General features: G+C 37.7%; 15 protein-coding genes. 7 read left to right on the forward strand and 8 right to left on the reverse strand.

Annotation, left to right across the window (positions count from 1 at the left end; all coding sequences use genetic code 11):
- Positions 1–268: 268 nt before the first annotated feature.
- From secA to prmC, 4 genes are all read left to right on the forward strand, one after another.
- Entirely contained in the window at positions 269–2,986 is a 2,718-nt protein-coding gene (secA, locus tag FNZ60_RS01125; RefSeq protein ID WP_142415921.1) for a preprotein translocase subunit SecA, read from the forward strand.
- Entirely contained in the window at positions 2,925–3,422 is a 498-nt protein-coding gene (locus FNZ60_RS01130) for a Fur family transcriptional regulator (protein ID WP_142415922.1), read from the forward strand. Before secA ends, FNZ60_RS01130 begins: the two co-directional genes overlap by 62 nt.
- 214 nt (positions 3,423–3,636) lie before the next feature.
- Positions 3,637–4,713, forward strand: a complete 1,077-nt coding sequence (gene prfA, locus FNZ60_RS01135) for a peptide chain release factor 1 (RefSeq protein WP_142415923.1) — start codon at positions 3,637–3,639, stop codon at positions 4,711–4,713.
- Entirely contained in the window at positions 4,710–5,576 is an 867-nt protein-coding gene (gene prmC / locus FNZ60_RS01140; RefSeq protein ID WP_142415924.1) for a peptide chain release factor N(5)-glutamine methyltransferase, read from the forward strand. The genes prfA and prmC overlap by 4 nt, the downstream gene beginning before the upstream one ends.
- Here the strand turns inward: prmC and nrdF are convergent.
- Genes nrdF through nrdH form a run of 4 tightly spaced genes read right to left on the reverse strand, consistent with a single transcriptional unit; the run spans position 5,573 to position 9,313 of the window.
- Positions 5,573–6,547, reverse strand: a complete 975-nt coding sequence (gene nrdF, locus FNZ60_RS01145) for a class 1b ribonucleoside-diphosphate reductase subunit beta (RefSeq protein WP_142415925.1) — start codon at positions 6,545–6,547, stop codon at positions 5,573–5,575. The two genes, prmC and nrdF, sit on opposite strands and share 4 nt — an antisense overlap.
- Positions 6,548–6,558: 11 nt before the next feature.
- Positions 6,559–8,709, reverse strand: coding sequence for a class 1b ribonucleoside-diphosphate reductase subunit alpha (gene nrdE / locus FNZ60_RS01150; protein WP_142415926.1), 2,151 nt, complete (start codon positions 8,707–8,709; stop codon positions 6,559–6,561).
- Positions 8,691–9,089, reverse strand: coding sequence for a class Ib ribonucleoside-diphosphate reductase assembly flavoprotein NrdI (nrdI, locus tag FNZ60_RS01155; RefSeq protein ID WP_142415927.1), 399 nt, complete (start codon positions 9,087–9,089; stop codon positions 8,691–8,693). The genes nrdE and nrdI overlap by 19 nt, the downstream gene beginning before the upstream one ends.
- Positions 9,089–9,313, reverse strand: coding sequence for a glutaredoxin-like protein NrdH (nrdH, locus tag FNZ60_RS01160; RefSeq protein ID WP_142415928.1), 225 nt, complete (start codon positions 9,311–9,313; stop codon positions 9,089–9,091). Before nrdH ends, nrdI begins: the two co-directional genes overlap by 1 nt.
- 692 nt (positions 9,314–10,005) lie before the next feature.
- Between nrdH and FNZ60_RS01165 the strand changes: the two genes are divergently transcribed.
- From FNZ60_RS01165 to FNZ60_RS01175, 3 genes are read left to right on the forward strand one after another with little or no spacing between them, the layout of a single operon-like run.
- Positions 10,006–10,758: an ABC transporter ATP-binding protein gene (locus tag FNZ60_RS01165; RefSeq protein WP_142415929.1), complete on the forward strand. Its 753-nt coding sequence runs from the start codon at positions 10,006–10,008 to the stop codon at positions 10,756–10,758.
- A gap of 5 nt (positions 10,759–10,763) precedes the next feature.
- Positions 10,764–11,636, forward strand: coding sequence for a metal ABC transporter permease (locus tag FNZ60_RS01170; RefSeq protein WP_142415930.1), 873 nt, complete (start codon positions 10,764–10,766; stop codon positions 11,634–11,636).
- 9 nt (positions 11,637–11,645) lie between these two features.
- A complete protein-coding gene (locus FNZ60_RS01175; protein ID WP_142415931.1) occupies positions 11,646–12,563 on the forward strand; it encodes a metal ABC transporter solute-binding protein, Zn/Mn family in 918 nt (305 codons plus the stop codon).
- A 1,362-nt stretch (positions 12,564–13,925) separates the two neighbouring features.
- On the opposite strand, the gene FNZ60_RS01180 is transcribed toward FNZ60_RS01175, so the two are convergent.
- The 4 genes from FNZ60_RS01180 to ugpB form a co-directional block, all read right to left on the reverse strand.
- On the reverse strand, positions 13,926–14,972 hold the full coding sequence (locus tag FNZ60_RS01180) for a sn-glycerol-3-phosphate import ATP-binding protein UgpC (protein WP_142415932.1): 1,047 nt from the start codon (positions 14,970–14,972) through the stop codon (positions 13,926–13,928).
- 2 nt (positions 14,973–14,974) lie between these two features.
- The gene (gene ugpE / locus FNZ60_RS01185) at positions 14,975–15,826 is read right to left on the reverse strand and encodes a sn-glycerol-3-phosphate ABC transporter permease UgpE (protein WP_142415933.1); all 852 of its coding nucleotides are present in this window, start codon (positions 15,824–15,826) and stop codon (positions 14,975–14,977) included.
- Between the two features lie 10 nt (positions 15,827–15,836).
- Positions 15,837–16,721, reverse strand: a complete 885-nt coding sequence (ugpA, locus tag FNZ60_RS01190; RefSeq protein ID WP_142415934.1) for a sn-glycerol-3-phosphate ABC transporter permease UgpA — start codon at positions 16,719–16,721, stop codon at positions 15,837–15,839.
- Positions 16,722–16,815: 94 nt separating this feature from the next.
- Entirely contained in the window at positions 16,816–18,150 is a 1,335-nt protein-coding gene (ugpB, locus tag FNZ60_RS01195) for a sn-glycerol-3-phosphate ABC transporter substrate-binding protein UgpB (RefSeq protein ID WP_142415935.1), read from the reverse strand.
- Positions 18,151–18,258 lie beyond the last annotated feature (108 nt).

An 18,258-nucleotide genomic window follows, 5' to 3' on the forward strand; every position in this document is an offset into this window, starting at 1 on the left:
AGATAAAACACATGATAATAGAGAAAATGATATATTGTATCTTAAATTACTTTGTATTGTATCAGCTAAACCGCATACATAAAGTTGACATAGCATATTTCGCCTCTTATCTCTACTTTACAATTAAAGTGAAGAATTGCACACCAGCAAGTATAATGGTACCATCTACATTTTTTAATATCAGAAAACTTAAAAAAAAATGTAGAGCATGGGGAGAGCATATGAAGTACCCAGCAAGAATGACAACAATTAAAAGAAAGGGCCAGAGATGGTCAATTTAGGTGTTTTTGCACGTAAATTTTTTGGTTCAGCTCAGGAGCGACGTCTCAAAGCACTCCGCCAAAAAGTTGCACAAATTAATGCTTTGGAAGAACAATTCGCAAAATTAAGTGATGAGCAGCTTTGCCAAAAAACAGATGCTTTTCGCAAACGTCTTAATGATGGTGAAAGTATTGATTTACTGTTACCAGAAGCATTTGCAACGGTTCGTGAAGCCGCAAAACGTGTTTATGATATGCGTCCTTTTGACGTACAACTTATTGGTGGAATGGTTCTTCACGACTGTGGTATCGCTGAAATGCGTACCGGTGAGGGTAAAACATTAATGGCAACCCTACCAATTTATCTTAATGCATTGGAAGGTAAAGGTGTTCATGTTGTGACAGTAAACGATTATCTCGCCAGTCGTGATGCTGAAACAATGGGAAAAATTTTTAGTTTTCTAGGGCTTACAACAGGTGTTATTCTTCATGATCTTGATAGCGATGCCCGCAGACAAGCCTATGCATGTGATATCACCTATGCGACAAATAATGAACTAGGTTTTGATTATTTGCGTGATAATATGGCTTTCGATCATAGCCAAATGGTTCAACGAGGTCATCATTACGCAATTGTCGATGAAGTGGATTCTATTCTCATTGATGAAGCGCGTACCCCCCTTATTATTTCTGGTCCTCTAGAAGATCGTACTGACTTTTATAACCTTATTGATACATTTATTCCAACCTTAATTCCAGAGGACTATGAAATAGATGAAAAGCAAAAAACAACGACCTTTACCGAAATTGGTACTGAAAAAATTGAAAAAATGCTCGAACAAGCTGGATATCTTAAAGGTGAAAGTCTTTATGACATAGAAAATGTTGCTATCGTTCATCATGTTAATAATGCTCTAAAAGCCCATAAACTGTTTGTTCGCGATAAAGATTACATTGTGCGCAATGATGAAATCGTTATCATTGACGAATTTACAGGTCGTATGATGCCCGGACGGCGTTATTCTGAAGGACTCCATCAAGCATTAGAGGCTAAAGAGCATGTTGCTATTCAACCAGAAAATCAGACTCTTGCTTCCATCACTTTCCAAAATTATTTCCGTATGTATAGAAAATTATCTGGAATGACTGGAACGGCAACAACAGAAGCCGAAGAATTCAGAAATATTTATGGTCTTGACGTTGTCGAAATTCCTACCAATTTACCCGTACAACGTATTGATGAAGATGATGAAATTTATCGAACAGCAGAAGAGAAATATCGAGCAATTGTGCGTGATATCCGTCAAGCGCACGAAAAAAAACAGCCTATTCTTGTTGGAACAACCTCTATTGAAAAATCAGAACAATTGGCAGCGCGTTTGCGAAAAGAGGGTATTACTGATTTTAGAGTTTTAAATGCTCGTTATCACGAGCAAGAAGCATATATCATTGCGCAAGCAGGCGTTCCTGGAGCTCTTACCATCGCAACCAACATGGCGGGACGCGGTACGGATATACAGCTTGGTGGTAATGTTGAAATGCGTATCCGACAAGAACTACAGAATATCCCCGAAGGACCAGAGCGAACAGCTAAAATTGAAGAAATCAAAAAAGATGTCAACAAACTTAAAGAAAAAGCTTTAGAAGCTGGTGGTCTTTATGTTATCGCAACTGAACGTCATGAAAGCCGCCGTATTGATAATCAGCTTCGTGGACGTTCTGGTCGCCAGGGAGATCCTGGTCGCTCAAAATTCTTTCTCTCTCTTCAAGATGATCTCATGCGTATCTTCGGCTCCGACCGTATGGATAGCATGCTGCAAAAACTTGGATTGAAAGAAAATGAAGCTATTATCCATCCATGGATTAATAAAGCCCTTGAAAAAGCGCAAAAAAAGGTCGAAGCACGGAACTTTGAAATTCGTAAAAATCTGCTAAAATATGATGATGTCATGAATGATCAACGCAAGGTTATTTTTGAACAGCGTATGGAGGTCATGAACGCAGATGATTTATCAGAAATGATCCATGAAATGCGCAATGAAGTCGTGGAAGATCTTGTAGAGATTTATATTCCCTCTGGAACATATTCTGAAAAATGGGATGTAAAAGCTCTCGAAGAAGAGCTTCAAGAACTCTTTAATCTTGAGCTTCCAGTGGAAGAATGGGCAAAGGAAGATGGAATTGCCGAGGAGCAAATTTTAGAGCGTATTTCAGATGCTGTGACAAAACTTGAAGATGAGCGTACTGAACGCTACACTCCAGAGGTTATGGCTTATTTTCACAAAGCAGTATTGCTCGAAACGATTGACACTTTATGGCGTGAACATCTGGTAAGTTTAGACCATTTGCGGTCTGTGGTTGGTTTTCGCGGTTATGCGCAGCGGGATCCACTCAATGAGTATAAGACAGAATCATTTGAACTTTTTCAAAGTATGTTGAGAAATTTGCGCAGAATTGTCACGTCTAAGCTTATGCGCTTTGAAGTTATTCAACACCCCACAGAACCAACTATCTCTGAGCAAGCGGATGCTGATTCTTCTGGCTTTAATGATCAAAGTCCAGAAAAGGGACCATCCTTATGGGCACGTGCACAAGAAAATAGGTTTGTTAATCCACAAGACCGTGATCCCAACGATGTAACGACATGGGGAAAGGTTGGACGCAATGAGCGTTGTCCTTGCGGTTCAGAGAAAAAATACAAACACTGTCATGGAGCCTTTGTTTGAAAAGCAAACAATGAAGATGAATAAAAAGCAAAACTATGAGAAAGAATTGCGTGCAGCTGGGTTAAGGGTAACGCGTCAACGGCGTGTTATCCTTGATATTTTGTCTGATACAAATGATCATCCCAATGCCTTTGAAATTTTTCAGCGCGCAAACCAAATAGATTCGAGTATTTCACTCTCAACGGTTTATCGAACCATGAAAACATTAGAAGGAAATGGAACAATTCATCGCCATACCTTTAATGGTGGCCCCTCTCGTTTTGAGCAAGCAGATGGGCAACATCATGATCATCTCATTGATATAGAAACAGGACAAGTTATCGAGTTTCATTCTGATGTTATTGAAAAACTGCAAGAGGAAATTGCAAAATCCCTTGGCTATAATATTATTCATCATCGCCTTGAACTTTACGGAAAAAAGCTCTTAAAGAAATAATGATATATTATGAGATGAAATAGCTCTAGTAAATCGAATTTTATAAAAAATTACCTTAAAAATAGCATAGTTTTCATTGGCAAAAAAGTTTTTCTGCTTTATTACCTCTTTTTGTATGATGCTATACGCTAATTCATTGTCAGTGTTACAATAAAAAAGCATTGCAATAAAATATTATAAAAATTGTATTATGAAAAATTAGGCTAATATTATCATGGTTTCTTTGCCACAAGATCGCATAAAACAGCTTGAAAAGCGCTTTGAAATAATTGAAAGCCAAATGACGACCAATCTAAATGCTGAAATATATGTCAAATTAGCTTCTGAATACGCAGAACTACAACCCGTTATTTCCTCTATCCGCGCATTAAATGCTCTTTACGGAGAGATTGCAGAATTAGAAATGCTTATCAACGATAAAAAAACAGATATAGAGATGCGAAATCTTGCCCAAGAGGAGCTCCCATCTTTATATAAAAAAGTAGAAAAATTTGAAAAAGAACTCCAAATTCTGCTTTTACCCAAAGATGTTGCTGATGAAAAAAGCGCTATTGTTGAAATTCGAGCAGGAACAGGTGGATCAGAAGCTGCACTTTTTTCTGGTGATCTTTTCCGCATGTATGAACGCTATGCCCATGCTCACAATTGGAAAGTAGAAGTTATTTCACTCAGTGAGGGGGATGTTGGCGGATATAAAGAGATTATTGCAAGCATTTCAGGAAAAGGTGTCTTTTCTAAATTGAAATATGAATCAGGTGTTCATCGTGTGCAACGTATCCCGGAAACAGAAACCGGTGGGCGTATCCATACATCTGCTGCTACCGTTGCCGTGCTGCCAGAAGCTGCAGAAATTGATATTGATATTCGTCCGGAAGATATTCGTATTGATACAATGCGTGCTTCTGGAGCAGGAGGACAGCATGTCAATACAACGGATTCAGCTGTTCGTATCACGCATATTCCAACCGGAATTATGGTCGTACAAGCAGAAAAATCACAACATCAAAACCGCGCACGGGCGCTGCAAATTTTACGGGCACGCTTGTTTGATACCGAACGACAAAAAGCGGAAAGTGAGCGTTCAGCTTCTCGTAAAAGCCAAGTTGGTTCCGGTGATCGCTCTGAGCGTATTCGTACCTATAATTTTCCACAAGGACGCGTCACAGATCACCGGATTAATCTGACCCTTTATAAGCTTGATCGAATTTTGGAAGGAGATATTGATGAGCTTATTCATGCACTCATTTCAGATCATCAAACAACACTGCTGATGGAAATGGATAATCATTGAGCCAATATTCTTTCAAAAATATCATCCAACAAGTGCGAGAAAAATTACGCGCAAAAGGAATTTTAGAAGCCGATCTCGATGCGAAAATACTTGTTGAATGGATAACAGGAACAAATGCTGCTGAAAGAATTTCTAAACCAGATATGCATGTGTCTTGTGAGCATATGAGACAAATAGAACAGCTCATACAACGGCGTATTGCAGGTGAGCCGGTTTATCGCATTATAGGAATGAGAGAATTTTATGGCATACCCTTCGCATTGTCTCAAGGAACGTTAGAACCCCGTCCGGATACAGAAACACTTATCGATCTTGTTCTCCCTTTCCTCAAAAAACAAGTCGAAAGTTCGAAAAAAACCACACTCCTTGATATGGGAACAGGAAGCGGCGCTATTGCGATTGCTATTCTTAAACAAATTCCCCAATCCTATACAGTGGTGGTCGATATTTCTGAAGATGCCCTTAAAACAGCGACAAAAAATGCAAAAAATGCTGAAGTAATCCATCGCTTCACACCTCTTCTTAGCGATTGGTTTGATTCTGTCACAGGTCGCTTTGATTTCATTGTTTCCAATCCACCCTATATTCCTGCAAAAGATATCAAAAAACTTGCAAAAGAAGTTCGCTTACATGATCCATTGCGCGCTCTGAACGGAGGGGAAGATGGGCTTGATTTTTATCGAAAGCTCGCCCATGGCGCCGCCAACTACTTAAAAGAAAACGGCTATATTGCTGTTGAAATTGGTTATAATCAAGAAAAAGAAGTCTGCAATTTGTTTGAAAAAAATGGTTTTCAATGTTTAGAAATGCGCAAAGATTTCAATAATATACCCCGCGCACTTCTGTTTACATGCAAGCGTTAAAATTCCCAATCATCATCCGTGGTTGCAACCGCCTTGCCAATGACATAGGAAGAACCTGCCCCTGAAAAAAAGTCATGATTTTCATCAGAGTTTGGTGATAAAGATGCCAAAATAGCAGGATTAACACGACAAACCTCCGGCGGGAACAGAGCTTCAAAACCCAAATTCATTAAAGCTTTATTGGCATTATAATGAAGAAAAATTTTCACATCTTCCGTCAATCCAAGAGCATCATAAAGATCTTCAGTATATTTGCACTCGATATTGTAAAGATCAAAGAGCAAGTTAAAAGCAAAATCTTTAATTTCTTGCCTTTTGGCTTCATCAAGCTTTGCATAGCCCAATTGAAATTTATAGCCTATATAATAACCATGGACGGCTTCATCACGAATGATCAATCGAATGAGATCTGCTGTATTGGTTAATTTAGCGCGACTAGCCCAATACATAGGCAAATAAAAACCAGAATAAAATAAAAAGCTTTCTAGCAAAGTTGAAGCAATCTTTTTCTTGAGCGGATCATTGGCTTCATAACGCTCAAGGACTAACCTTGCTTTTTTTTGCAAATGAATATTTTCTTCTGACCATCTAAATGCATCATCAACCTCTACCGTCGAACAAAGGGTTGAAAAAATAGAGGAATAAGACCGTGCATGAACCGCTTCCATGAAGGCAATATTCGTCAAAACAGCTTCCTCATGCTCTGTGATTGCATCAGCCAGAAGTGAAATAGCACCCACGGTATTTTGAATGGTATCGAGAAGCGTTAGTCCTGTAAAAACACGAATCGTTAGCTTGCGTTCTTCATCTGTTAAGCTCGACCATGAAGGAATATCATTCGACAGTGGAACCTTCTCGGGTAACCAAAAGTTTCCAGTTAAGCGGTTCCATACTTCAAGGTCTTTCTCATCGTGTAATCTATTCCAATTAACAGCAGACACAATAGGATTTTTGGTTGTAATCTTTGTCATATGATAACCTCCTACAAACTGCACGAAACACAGCCATCAACCTCTGTGCCACTCAATGCGACTTGCCGCAATCGTACGTAGTAAATGCTCTTTATACCCTTTTTCCAAGCATAAATTTGTGCGCGGTTAATATCACGTGTGGTCGCGGTATCAGGAAAAAAGAGTGTTAATGAAAGACCTTGATCGACATGCTGTGTCGCAACAGCATAGGTATCGATAATCTTTTCAGGACCAATCTCATAAGCATCTTGGTAAAAATTCAAATTCGTATTATCCATATAAGGAGCGGGATAATAAACGCGCCCAATTTTTCCCTCTTTGCGAATTTCAATTTTTGAAGCAATTGGATGAATAGAAGATGTGGCATGATTAATATAGGAGATAGATCCTGTAGGGGGAACTGCCTGCAAATTGCGGTTATAAAGCCCATACTCAATAACGCGTTTTTTGAGCTCCTGCCAATCTTTTTGATCTGGAATAATAATATTATTCCGTGCAAAAAGCTCTTGCACAAGCGCGAATTGCGGTTTCCATTCTTTTTCGATATATTTTTCGAAAAAATGTCCATCTGCGTAAGCTGATTTTTCAAATCCTGCAAACATTTCTTGACGTTCGCGCGCAATTAAATTGGAAGCTCGTATGGCGTGATAGGTCACAATATAAAAATAGATATTGGTAAAATCAATCGCTTCTGGAGACCCATAATAGATTTTCTCACGTGCTAGAAACCCATGCAAATTCATTTGTCCCAAACCAATCGCGTGACTTTCAGCATTGCCTTTCGCAATAGAAGGCACACAAGCGATATTGCTCATATCCGAAACTGCCGTAAGAGCACGAACAGCCGATTCCACCGTCTGTCCGAAATCAGGACCTTCCATTGCTTTGGCAATATTCATTGATCCAAGATTACAGGATATATCACTTCCTATCGTGCGATAAGTTAAATCTGTCTCCAGTTCACTTGCTTCACTGACCTGCAAAATCTCTGAACATAAATTGCTCATACTGATACGTCCAGCGATCGGATTTGATCGATTAGCAGTGTCCTCAAATAAAATATAGGGATAACCAGACTCAAATTGAATTTCTGCCAATGTCTGGAAAAAAACGCGCGCACTTATTTTCTTTTTACGAATCTTTGCATTATCAACAAAGGAGCGATAATGCTCTGTTAAAGAAATATCGCTAAAGGCTTTGCCTGTAACACGCTCAATATCATATGATGAGAAGAGATACATATCCTCATTATTCCGTGCAAGCTCAAAAGTGATGTCAGGAATAACCACACCAAGCGAAAGCGTTTTGATTCTGACTTTTTCATCAGCATTTTCACGCTTTGTATCCAAAAACTTCATAATATCCAAATGATGTGCGTGCAGATAAACAGCTCCTGCCCCTTGGCGTGCCCCAAGCTGATTGGCATAAGAAAATGAATCTTCCAAGAGTTTCATCACTGGCAAAACACCGGATGATTGATTTTCTATCTGCTTAATTGGCGCTCCAGCCTCCCGCAAATTGGTTAAACAAAGCGCTACACCGCCACCGCGTTTTGAAAGCTGCAAAGCCGAATTAACCGCACGGCCTATCGATTCCATATTATCTTCAACACGAAGCAAAAAACATGAAACCAATTCACCACGTTGTTTTTTTCCAGCATTTAAAAATGTTGGCGTTGCTGGTTGAAAACGCCCTGTAATAATTTCATCTACAAAACTTTCAGCAAGAGATTTATTCCCTTGTGCTAAATATAAAGCCACAAGACAAACACGATCCTCATACCGTTCAAGATAACGTTTCCCATCAAAAGTCTTTAGCGTATAGCTGGTATAGTATTTAAATGCGCCTAGAAAAGTAGGAAAACGAAATTTAAATGCATAAGCGCGTTTAAAAAGCTTTTTAATAAAAGAAAAATCATAAAGCTCAAATAAAGCTTTTTCATAATAACCTTCTTCTATCAAATAATCTATTTTTTCCTTCAGGTTATGAAAAAAAACTGTATTTTGATTAACATGCTGAAGGAAATATTGCCGTGCAGCAAGCCGATCCATATCAAATTGGATATGACCATTTTCATCATAAAGATTAAGCATTGCATTCAACGCATGATAATCAGTAATTTGATCGGATTTCTGTGACTGTTCTATCCCAATTGTTTCCAAAATCTTTCCAATCCCTTTTTTACACAAATAACGTCTTCATCAGTTCCACGCAGCTCAAAACGATAAAGGCAAGGTACACAACATTTTTCAGCAATAATCTTACTTGCTAAATTATAATAGCGACCAAAATTACGATTCCCACCGCCAATGACACCACGAATGAATTTGCGGTTCCCATCTTCGTTAAGAAAATGAATAACGGCTTTCGGTACAGCCCCTCGTCCTTCGCCATCCGCATATGTAGGAACAGCCAATACATAGGGTTCACTCACTAATGCAGACGGTTTCTTTTTATCAATTTTGAAAAGTCGTTGACCAAGCTGCGAGACAAAATATTCTGTATTACCCGTTGCACTCGAATAATAAACAATAAGCCCCATTAAGCACAAAGACCACTAATCATATCTGGCCTAAAACCAGACCAATGATTCTCACCACAAACAACGACAGGAACCTGACGATACCCCAGAGATTGAACAAAATTATATGCTTGTTCATCACAAGAAATATCAATAACGCGATAATGAATGCCTTTTGCATCAAAAGCACGACGTGTAGCATCACATTGGACACAAGATGGTTTGCTATAAATAGTGATCGACATTTTCTTCAACTTTCACAATTTCAAACGATTAACTCTAAAAGAGTTAATCTCATAATTTTATAGGTACTCAAGAATAACAAAAAACAGAAATTGTACGCAAAACATATGATTATTTTCAAAGAGCACGCAGCTTCCTGAACATAAAAATTCCCCATCAAATAACTTCAAAGACTATAAAGGCTATGATGAGAATAAGCGATTATTCTACAACTTAAATGGCGCAGACCTCCAGTTATAAAACAATCTTTTGCTCGGCAAACAATTCCCTCCTGCTGTTTAAAAAACGAATGTTCTAAACTACCGCTTTTCAAGAGTTCTATTTTACTCTTTTACGGCAAACATCAATTACAAAAATGAAAGGAACCCCTTCCAAAAGAAATACTTTCGAAAGAATACTGCCATATCCTTGGTCAATAAACTCTTTACGATAACATTGGAAATAACTTAGATACCAAACGAAACACACTAACACCCTCTCTTGTGCTTATTTAGAATCACCAATCATTTTGATACTATATATAGTATACACACTCTCTCTTTCGTCAAGGAGGATTCAACCATTATTTTGAATTTTCCACGATCTTCCCACTAAAATAACCAGTATTCAAACTATGTAATAATATAACATTTTATTGACAACCGTTATATTATTACATAATCTCCAAAATAGTTAAGAAAAGATGGTACAAATTATGGATCTGCACTTCAATAAAGCAACGTTAGGCTATCGGAATAGAATAGCAATAAAGAACTTTTCGGCAAAGTTAAAAGCAGGTTCTTTGGTTGCCATAACAGGTGATAACGGCGCTGGAAAATCAACACTGCTAAAAACCATCGCCGGCTTAATTAAACCTCTTAAGGGAAAAGTTACAAAACCGAAAAAAAGTCGCATTGCTTATCTTGCTCAGCAATGTGATATCGATAAAACATTTCCAATTGATGTGAAAACGCTTGTAAAAACAGGGCTGTGGTCTTTTTGTGGATTGTGGAAAAACCAGCGCCCTTATGATTCTAAGATTCAAAATGCGCTTGAAATGGTTGGGCTTACAGCACTTACCACCCGTTCGCTTGAAACATTATCAGGGGGGCAATTACAACGCGCTCTTTTTGCCCGTATCATTGTACAAGATGCCGATATCATTTTGCTTGACGAACCTTTCAATGGTATCGATCGTCATACCCAAAAAGATCTTCTTACTCTGATTACATACTGGCAACAGAAAGGTCGCACAGTTCTCACAGCACTCCATGATCCTCTCATCGTGCAAGAATTTTTTCCTCAAATGATTCAAATTAATCAACAAAACGCCTTTTATGGAGAAACAACACAATTTCTCGACAACACAATTCACTATATTATGCCTTCTTTCACATCCAACTCTTCGTGTGTTCGTGCACAAAAGGATCTCCCTCCTATCAATGATTCTCTCTGTCTCAGGTTATAATCTACGTGTATGCATTTTTTCTTGCCCCCTTTGTTGATTTCCACTTTATGCAAAGTGCTCTTATTGGTTCTATTCTCCTCTCTATTAGCGCTTGTCCTGTCGGTGTTTTTTTAATGCTCCGTGGAATGAGTTTGACAGGAGATGCTATTTCTCATGCCATTCTTCCTGGTGTTGCAACTGCTTTTCTCATTTGCGGATTCTCCCTCATATCTATGACACTTGGCGGTATTTTCGCTGGCATTATTGTTGCTTTAGCAACCATTTTAATTTCACGAAATAGCTTTCAGAAAGAAGATGCATCCATGACCGTCTTTTATCTTATTGCACTGGCAGCAGGTGTCATTATTATCTCACTGAAAGATTCAACCATTGAACTGCTTCATCTTTTATTCGGATCGGTTCTTGCAATTGATACACAAGCCCTTTGGTTGATCAGCGTCATAATGCTCATCACACTCTGCAGCCTTTTTATTTTCTGGCGTGCACTTGTCTTAGAAAGCTTTGATCCCCTCTTTTTTAAATCACTCTCTCCATTGAGTAAATATATTCATATTTCATTGCTTGGACTTGTGGTGTTAAATCTGGTTGGAGGCTTTCAATCACTAGGAACATTACTTTCCGTTGGCATTATGATGATTCCAGCGATTACCGCTCGTTTTTGGTTTTCACGGCTAGGTCCTATTTGTGTGCTTTCCATTCTTTTTGGAATCATCTCTAGTCTATGTGGCCTTTTGCTTTCTTTTCATCTCTCACTTCCCTCCGGCCCTGCCATCATCATTGCCGCGGGATTTATTTATCTTGTTTCTTGCCTGATAAGTCCACGCGGTTTTATCGTAACACGGTTTCCCCACCTCTTTTATACTTCCTCCTCACTTTAAGGAAAAGCTATGTTTAAGTTTACTCAAAAAATTTTTCTGCTTGGCGCTTTATTGCTTGCCCTTTCTTCATTTTCTGCTTCTGCACACAATAAAATAAAAGTTGTTGCAAGCTTTTCTATTCTCGCAGATCTCGTAAAAAATGTAGGAGGCGACCATATCTCTATAACCACTTTTGTAGGTCCTAATGCGAATACCCACACTTATGAACCCACACCCCATGATGCCCAGGCTCTTAGAAATGCTGAAATTATTTTTATCAACGGCCTTCATTTAGAAGGATTCATTGACCGCCTCATTACAGCAAGTGCTACAAAAGCACTTCTCGTCAAGGTTAGCGCAAACATCCATCCTCTCGAAATGGAAAATCAAGAACATAGTGCCCATCATCATCACAGCACTATTGATCCACATGCCTGGCAAACAATTCCCAATGTCGAAATCTATGTAAAGAATATCGCTGCTGCTTTTTGTAAAATTGATTCACAATCTTGTACTCTTTACAAGAAAAATGCCGAAATCTACATCCAAAAGCTTAAAAGAGCACAAGATACCTTAAAAACAAAAATTGCCACCCTCCCTAAGGATAAACGTATCATTATTACATCTCATGACGCTTTTGGCTATTTTGCCAAAGAATATGGCTTTACTATCCTTGCCCCCCAAAGCGCTTCAACAGAAGCCGAAGCAACCGCAGCTGATGTTGCTAAACTTATCACACAAATTAAAGAAAATAAGGCAGCAGCACTATTTATTGAAAATATCTCTAACCCCCGTCTCATCAAACAAATTTCAAAAGAAACAGGTTTAAAAATTGGTGGAACCCTTTATTCTGATGCATTGTCAAACGAAAATGGTCCTGCCGCAACTTATCTCGATATGATGGAGCATAATGTGAATACCATCATTAATGCCATCAAAAAACATTAAAAAATCTTTTTTATAGAAGAGAAAAAGTTTTATAAAATATAGGATTATGATTATATTACCAATGATATCCAACATCTATGATTGATAACAATGGTATGAAACAAAGTTAATTTTACAGAAAAAATTATACCTTATAGATACTTAGATAGATGAAATCATAAGTGAAATTATTACCTTATGGAGCCCGAACTGCGAGCATTATTATTCTATTTTCCAATGTTTTTTTTTCAATACTTCTCAACATTTGAAACAAGTCATAAGCAGTATTTTTATTTTTTTCTTAAAGCGTTTGCGCCACACGGTAACTCTCATTGATGATATGTAAGTAGGATTAGCGTATAGATAAAAATACTGGAAAAATGTCTCTTATGAGTCGTCTCGATACAAGGATTGTCGCAACATGAGAAACTAGCAGAGAATGATAGCACCCGCTTGCACTTTGTATAAGCATAAAAATGACAATGCTCAATCAAAAGATGATGCTAAAGAGACATCTCTTAAGGTACCCAAGCTCATTTCACGATGGCAGTTTGTGAATGGTATAACAAGCATTCTATTGATCTCCCCATCTTTACACTGATCAAGAAGCAAGTGGGCCCTATCACACTATTTACCAATCCTAGAATATTGCTCCAACTCTTGCATCGAAACGACTCATAAGAGGCATTTTAAGTTTTTTTAAATCGTTTTTTAGCCAAACGACTCTCCCCACTTGTAATGCCAAGCGAATGGTTTGGATTGATTTAACATAAAACAGTTTCGGAATGAGAAAGTCTTTCAGTATTTGGGATTCTCACTTACCGTACAAAACAGTGAATGATCATTATAAACCAATCTATTGTGATGCAGTAGAACGTATCTATCCTTGTGCAAACTATTTTGAACACCATCGTATTTTTATGGATAAAATTGACCTTTTATATCACTAATCAAAGCCAAGATATGAGATACCTGACGCTAGCATTCGTAAATAATTTACTCTCTTTATTTTTCTTATTCATTCTTTATAAGATATATAAATTATCTCATCAGAAAATAGATGATAAGATACTGTTTTTATGAAAAAATACTTTTCTAAATTAGCAAAAATATGGTTAATCAATTATTATCGCTATTAATTTCAATGAAAAAACTTTATGATATGTACGGATAATATTCTTCCTACAGATCGTAAAAAGATAGAATTTCTTCATATGAGTGTTTCGACACTCTCGGTGTCATGTGACAATAGCTCATTACAAAAACTTTTCATTTTTTAATCTCATCAGTTACACTTTAGATTTTGTGAATGTAATCGAGAGAGTCAAAGCACAATATTATCACGATGCAGCATAAAAAAAGTCTTGTTATATCAATTGATGTTTACTTATTCTTTGTCCGCTTTCCAGTATTTTTATTAAAGGTATGAAAATCTTGATAAGCGACAGTAAAACTTAAGTTTTGACCATAGTCGTGTGTCAAGCGTTCTTTTATTTCAATCGTAAAAATGATATTATTCCAACGCGTTAAAATATGGCAACCAGTTCCGATAGGCTTAATTAACTCAATTTGTGTGTGAAAGACAGGTCCTTTATCGGGGTGTTCACCCAATAAGATTATTTCAGGTCTGAAAGCTAAAAGATCAGTTTCTTCGCTGTAAGAACATGAATGCCCTAAATGTTGTTCTAAGACACGACGTTCAAGAAAATTCATAGGAGGAGAACCAATAAAATCTGCAACAAATGTGGTTTCTGGAGTATCATAAATTTCCATTGGTGTTCCAATTTGCTCAATAGCTCCTTTATTCAAAACGACTATTCTATCGGCTAATGTCATGGCTTCTAGTTGATCATGGGTAACATAGAGGCTCGTTGTTCCTAATGAACGCTGTAGCGTTTTTATCTCAATACACATTTGCGCCCGTAATTTTGCATCAAGATTTGAAAGAGGTTCATCAAAAAGAAAAACACGAGGTTGACGTACAATCACACGCCCCATCGCAACACGCTGACGTTGTCCTCCTGATAATTGTCGTGGTTTACGATCAAGAAATGGTTCTATCTCCAAAAGTTTTGCAGCATGTGCGATGCGCTTTTTTATTTCTTTTTTAGGGGTTTTTCGATTTTTCAGACCATATTCTAAGTTTCCGCGAACTGTCATATGGGGATAAAGAGCATAGTTTTGAAAAACCATCGCAATATCGCGCTCTGCTGGTTCACGATCATTGATACGTTCGTTATCAATACACAAGTCACCTGAAGTGACTTGTTCAAGTCCTGCAATAATACGTAATAACGTTGATTTTCCGCATCCTGAAGGACCAACAAGAACAAGAAGTTCTTTATCGGCAACAGTTAAATTTAAATCATCAATGACCAGAATGCCGTTTTCATACTGTTTTTTTATATTTGATAACTGGATTGTGGCCATAATTACTTCTCCGTTTCAATAAGGCCTTTGATAAAAAGCCGCTGCATGCAGATAACAACAAGGACAGGGGGTACCATGGCAACAACCGATACTGCCATGAGGATATTCCATTGAGGATCATGTTGAAGGGATTCGATAATAAGCTGTTTTAAAATAACGAGAATCGTTTGATGATTTTGATCCGTTGTGATGATAAGAGGCCAGAGATATTGTATCCATCCATAAATGAACATAATGATAAATAAAGCAGCGATATTGCTTTTACTAAGAGGAAGAAGAATATCCTTAAAAAATTTAAATGGTCCTGCTCCATCAACACGTGCTGCCTCTAAGAGTTCATCAGGAACAGTCAAAAAAAATTGCCGAAATAAAAATGTAGCGGTTGCAGATGCAATAAGTGGAATAATCATTCCACTATAGGTGTCGATCATCCCCAATTTTGCAACAACCTCATAAGTTGGAAGAATACGAACTTCAACAGGAAGCATCAATGTAACAAAAATAAGAACAAAAGCAGTTTTTCGGAAAGGAAAACGCATGTAGACAATTGCATAAGCAGATAAAAGTGAAATAATAATTTTGCCAATACTAATCCCTAGAGCCATAATGAGTGAATTCATTAAGAGTGGCCAAAGGTTAGGGAGACCACGCTGTGCAAGGCCATTTCCAAAGATTGTTTTATAATTTTCCAAAGCATATTCCCCAGGTAAAAGAGGTATTGTTCCGGCGTTAAATGCTGCTGAACTATGAGTTGACGCAATGATCGCAACATAAACTGGAAAGCAAATAATGATAATACCAACAATGAGAGTGATATGCGTTAGAAATTTTAAAATAGGACGATTTTCAACCATAATGTGTTTCCTAATATTGTACACGACGCTCAATCCAGCGAAATTGGATAAACGTTAAGACAATAACCATCAACATCAAGAGTGTTGATTGTGCTGCTGAAGCTCCGATTATTTGATTTCTAAAGCCATCATCATATACTTTATAGACGAGAGTGCTCGTTGCGCGCGCAGGACCTCCAGAAGTTGTGCTATCAATGATACCAAAAGTGTCAAACATAACATAATTGACATTGACGATAAGAAGAAAAAATGTCGTTGGTGAAATTTGCGGAAAGACCACCGTCCAAAATCGTTTAAAGGGACCAGCACCATCAATGGCTGCTGCTTCTATTTGAGAACGCGGAACGGATTGAAGAGCTGTAAGAAAAAAGAGAAAATTGTAAGAAATCTGTTTCCAGCTGGCTGCAATGACAATAAGAAGCATCGCCTGAGTGCTATTAATACGGTAATTCCATAGCACCCCTATTTTCTCGAGAAGAAAAGGGATAATCCCGATGGTGGGATGAAAGATAAACAACCATAATATACCTGCCAATACTGGAGCAACAGCATAGGGCCAGAGCAAAAGCATTGTATAAGCTTGTTTTGCACAAATAACACGATCAACACAGACAGCCAAAAGAAGGGATATTGTCATTGAAGCGACAGTAACTGAGATGGAAAATACTGCAGTTGTAAGAAGTGATTGCAGATAAATAGGATCAGAAAGAACGGTTAAATAATTTTCAAAACCAATAAAGGTTGTTGTAAAGCCAAAAGGATCTTCACGCTCAAAAGATGATTTTATGGCTTGAGCAGCTGGCCAAAAGAAGAACAAAAAAGTCACAAGAAGCTGAGGAAAAAGCAGTCCGTAAGGAAGAAAACTATTTTTAAAATATGCTTGTTTTTCTTGCATTCGTAGGGCTCTTTAAATGTAGAGACTTTAAAAAGATAAACAAAAAGGACTCAACTATTTTTGTTGAGTCTTTAATGTTTAACAAAAAACGAAACTAATGATTGGATTTTTCAAATTCACGTAAGAGTTTATTTCCACGTTTAACGGTCTCATCTAAACCATCTTTCGGTGTTTTTGAACCACTAAGAACAGCTTCTAATTCTTGATCAAGAATGGTACGAATTTGTGGTAAATTACCAAATCTTATTCCTTTCGAGTTAACTGTTGGCGGATTAAGATTGATCTGTTTGATCGCAATATCAGCCCCTGGTGTTTTTTCATAAAAATGTTGTTTTTTGCTCAATTCATAGGTTGCCTTTGTGGTTGGAAGGTAACCTGTTTTTTGATGCCATTTGGCTTGATTCTCTGTTTTTGAAAGAAATTTAAGAAAAGCCGCTGCTCCAGCATATTCCTTTGGAGTATGACCCTTAAATGTCCAAATAGAAGCTCCCCCAATAACTGAATTTTGCGGCGCTCCTTCTACATCCTTATAATAGGGTAGCATACCAACACCTACTTTAAATTGAGCTTCAGAAACAATTCCACCATATGATCCTGAAGATTGCATAAAAATTGCACAGCTTTGTGCCATAAACATTGGCGCTGAATCGAGTGCACCTGCAGGACCACCATAGCGGAAAATACCTTGATCAGACCACTTTTTCAGATCTGTCCACATACGCACTTGTAAAGGCCCATTAAATGTAAGTTCTGAATCAAGTCCTTTAAAGCCATTTTCCTTCGTTCCAAAAGGAACATTATGCAACGCTGAAAAGTTTTCTATACCAATCCATTGCGCTGCATAAGCCATTGTAAAACCACATGCTGCCGCTTTAGTCTCAAGAATTTTTTTGGAAAAATCTTCTATATCTTGCCACGTTTTAGGGGGCTGTTCTGGATCAAGTCCTGCTTTTTTAAAAATATCTTTATTATAATAAAGAACAGGTGTTGAAATATTGAATGGCATAGAGACCATATGACCCTGTTCATCGGAGTAATAACCGCTAATAGCAGGAAAATAATCTGTCGGATCGAATTCTTGTTTTGTGTCAGCCATAAGTTGATAAAATGGGTAGATCGCGCCTTTTGCTGCCATCATCGTTCCAGTACCAACGTCATAAATTTGGGCGAGCACGGGTTGTTTCTTTCCACGAAATGCTGCAATGAGTGAAATCAATCCCTCTTCATACTCACCGCGAAATGAAGGCACAACTTTATATTCAGATTGACTTGCATTGAAATCGTTAATGAGACTCTCAGTTTGCTTTCCTAGTTCACCACTCATAGAATGCCAAAAGCTAATTTTTGTCTGTGCAAAACTCGCTGTTATTCCAACAATGGACATTATGATAGCAACCGTGGCCGCTATGGAAAGATAAAAACGACTCATGGTTCACCCTTTCTGAAGTGATGGAATACAAACTACCCCTAAATTTATCGTATTAAACATGAATATACTGTGACTGTTGTATTTAAAATAATATATCGTCTCATTTAA

Origin of the sequence: Bartonella massiliensis (assembly GCF_902150025.1) — a bacterium.
In the GTDB taxonomy this organism is placed as follows: Bacteria; Pseudomonadota; Alphaproteobacteria; order Rhizobiales; family Rhizobiaceae; genus Bartonella; species Bartonella massiliensis.

Bases quoted from the DNA above. Each gene is read 5' to 3' on its own strand.
- secA (WP_142415921.1), top strand. From the start codon at position 269: ATGGTCAATTTAGGTGTTTTTGCACGTAAATTTTTTGGTTCAGCTCAG.
- FNZ60_RS01130 (WP_142415922.1), top strand. From the start codon at position 2,925: ATGAGCGTTGTCCTTGCGGTTCAGAGAAAAAATACAAACACTGTCATG.
- prfA (WP_142415923.1), top strand. From the start codon at position 3,637: ATGGTTTCTTTGCCACAAGATCGCATAAAACAGCTTGAAAAGCGCTTT.
- nrdF (WP_142415925.1), bottom strand. From the start codon at position 6,547: ATGACAAAGATTACAACCAAAAATCCTATTGTGTCTGCTGTTAATTGG.
- nrdI (WP_142415927.1), bottom strand. From the start codon at position 9,089: ATGGGGCTTATTGTTTATTATTCGAGTGCAACGGGTAATACAGAATAT.
- nrdH (WP_142415928.1), bottom strand. From the start codon at position 9,313: ATGTCGATCACTATTTATAGCAAACCATCTTGTGTCCAATGTGATGCT.
- FNZ60_RS01165 (WP_142415929.1), top strand. From the start codon at position 10,006: ATGGATCTGCACTTCAATAAAGCAACGTTAGGCTATCGGAATAGAATA.
- FNZ60_RS01175 (WP_142415931.1), top strand. From the start codon at position 11,646: ATGTTTAAGTTTACTCAAAAAATTTTTCTGCTTGGCGCTTTATTGCTT.
- FNZ60_RS01180 (WP_142415932.1), bottom strand. From the start codon at position 14,972: ATGGCCACAATCCAGTTATCAAATATAAAAAAACAGTATGAAAACGGC.
- ugpE (WP_142415933.1), bottom strand. From the start codon at position 15,826: ATGGTTGAAAATCGTCCTATTTTAAAATTTCTAACGCATATCACTCTC.
- ugpA (WP_142415934.1), bottom strand. From the start codon at position 16,721: ATGCAAGAAAAACAAGCATATTTTAAAAATAGTTTTCTTCCTTACGGA.
- ugpB (WP_142415935.1), bottom strand. From the start codon at position 18,150: ATGAGTCGTTTTTATCTTTCCATAGCGGCCACGGTTGCTATCATAATG.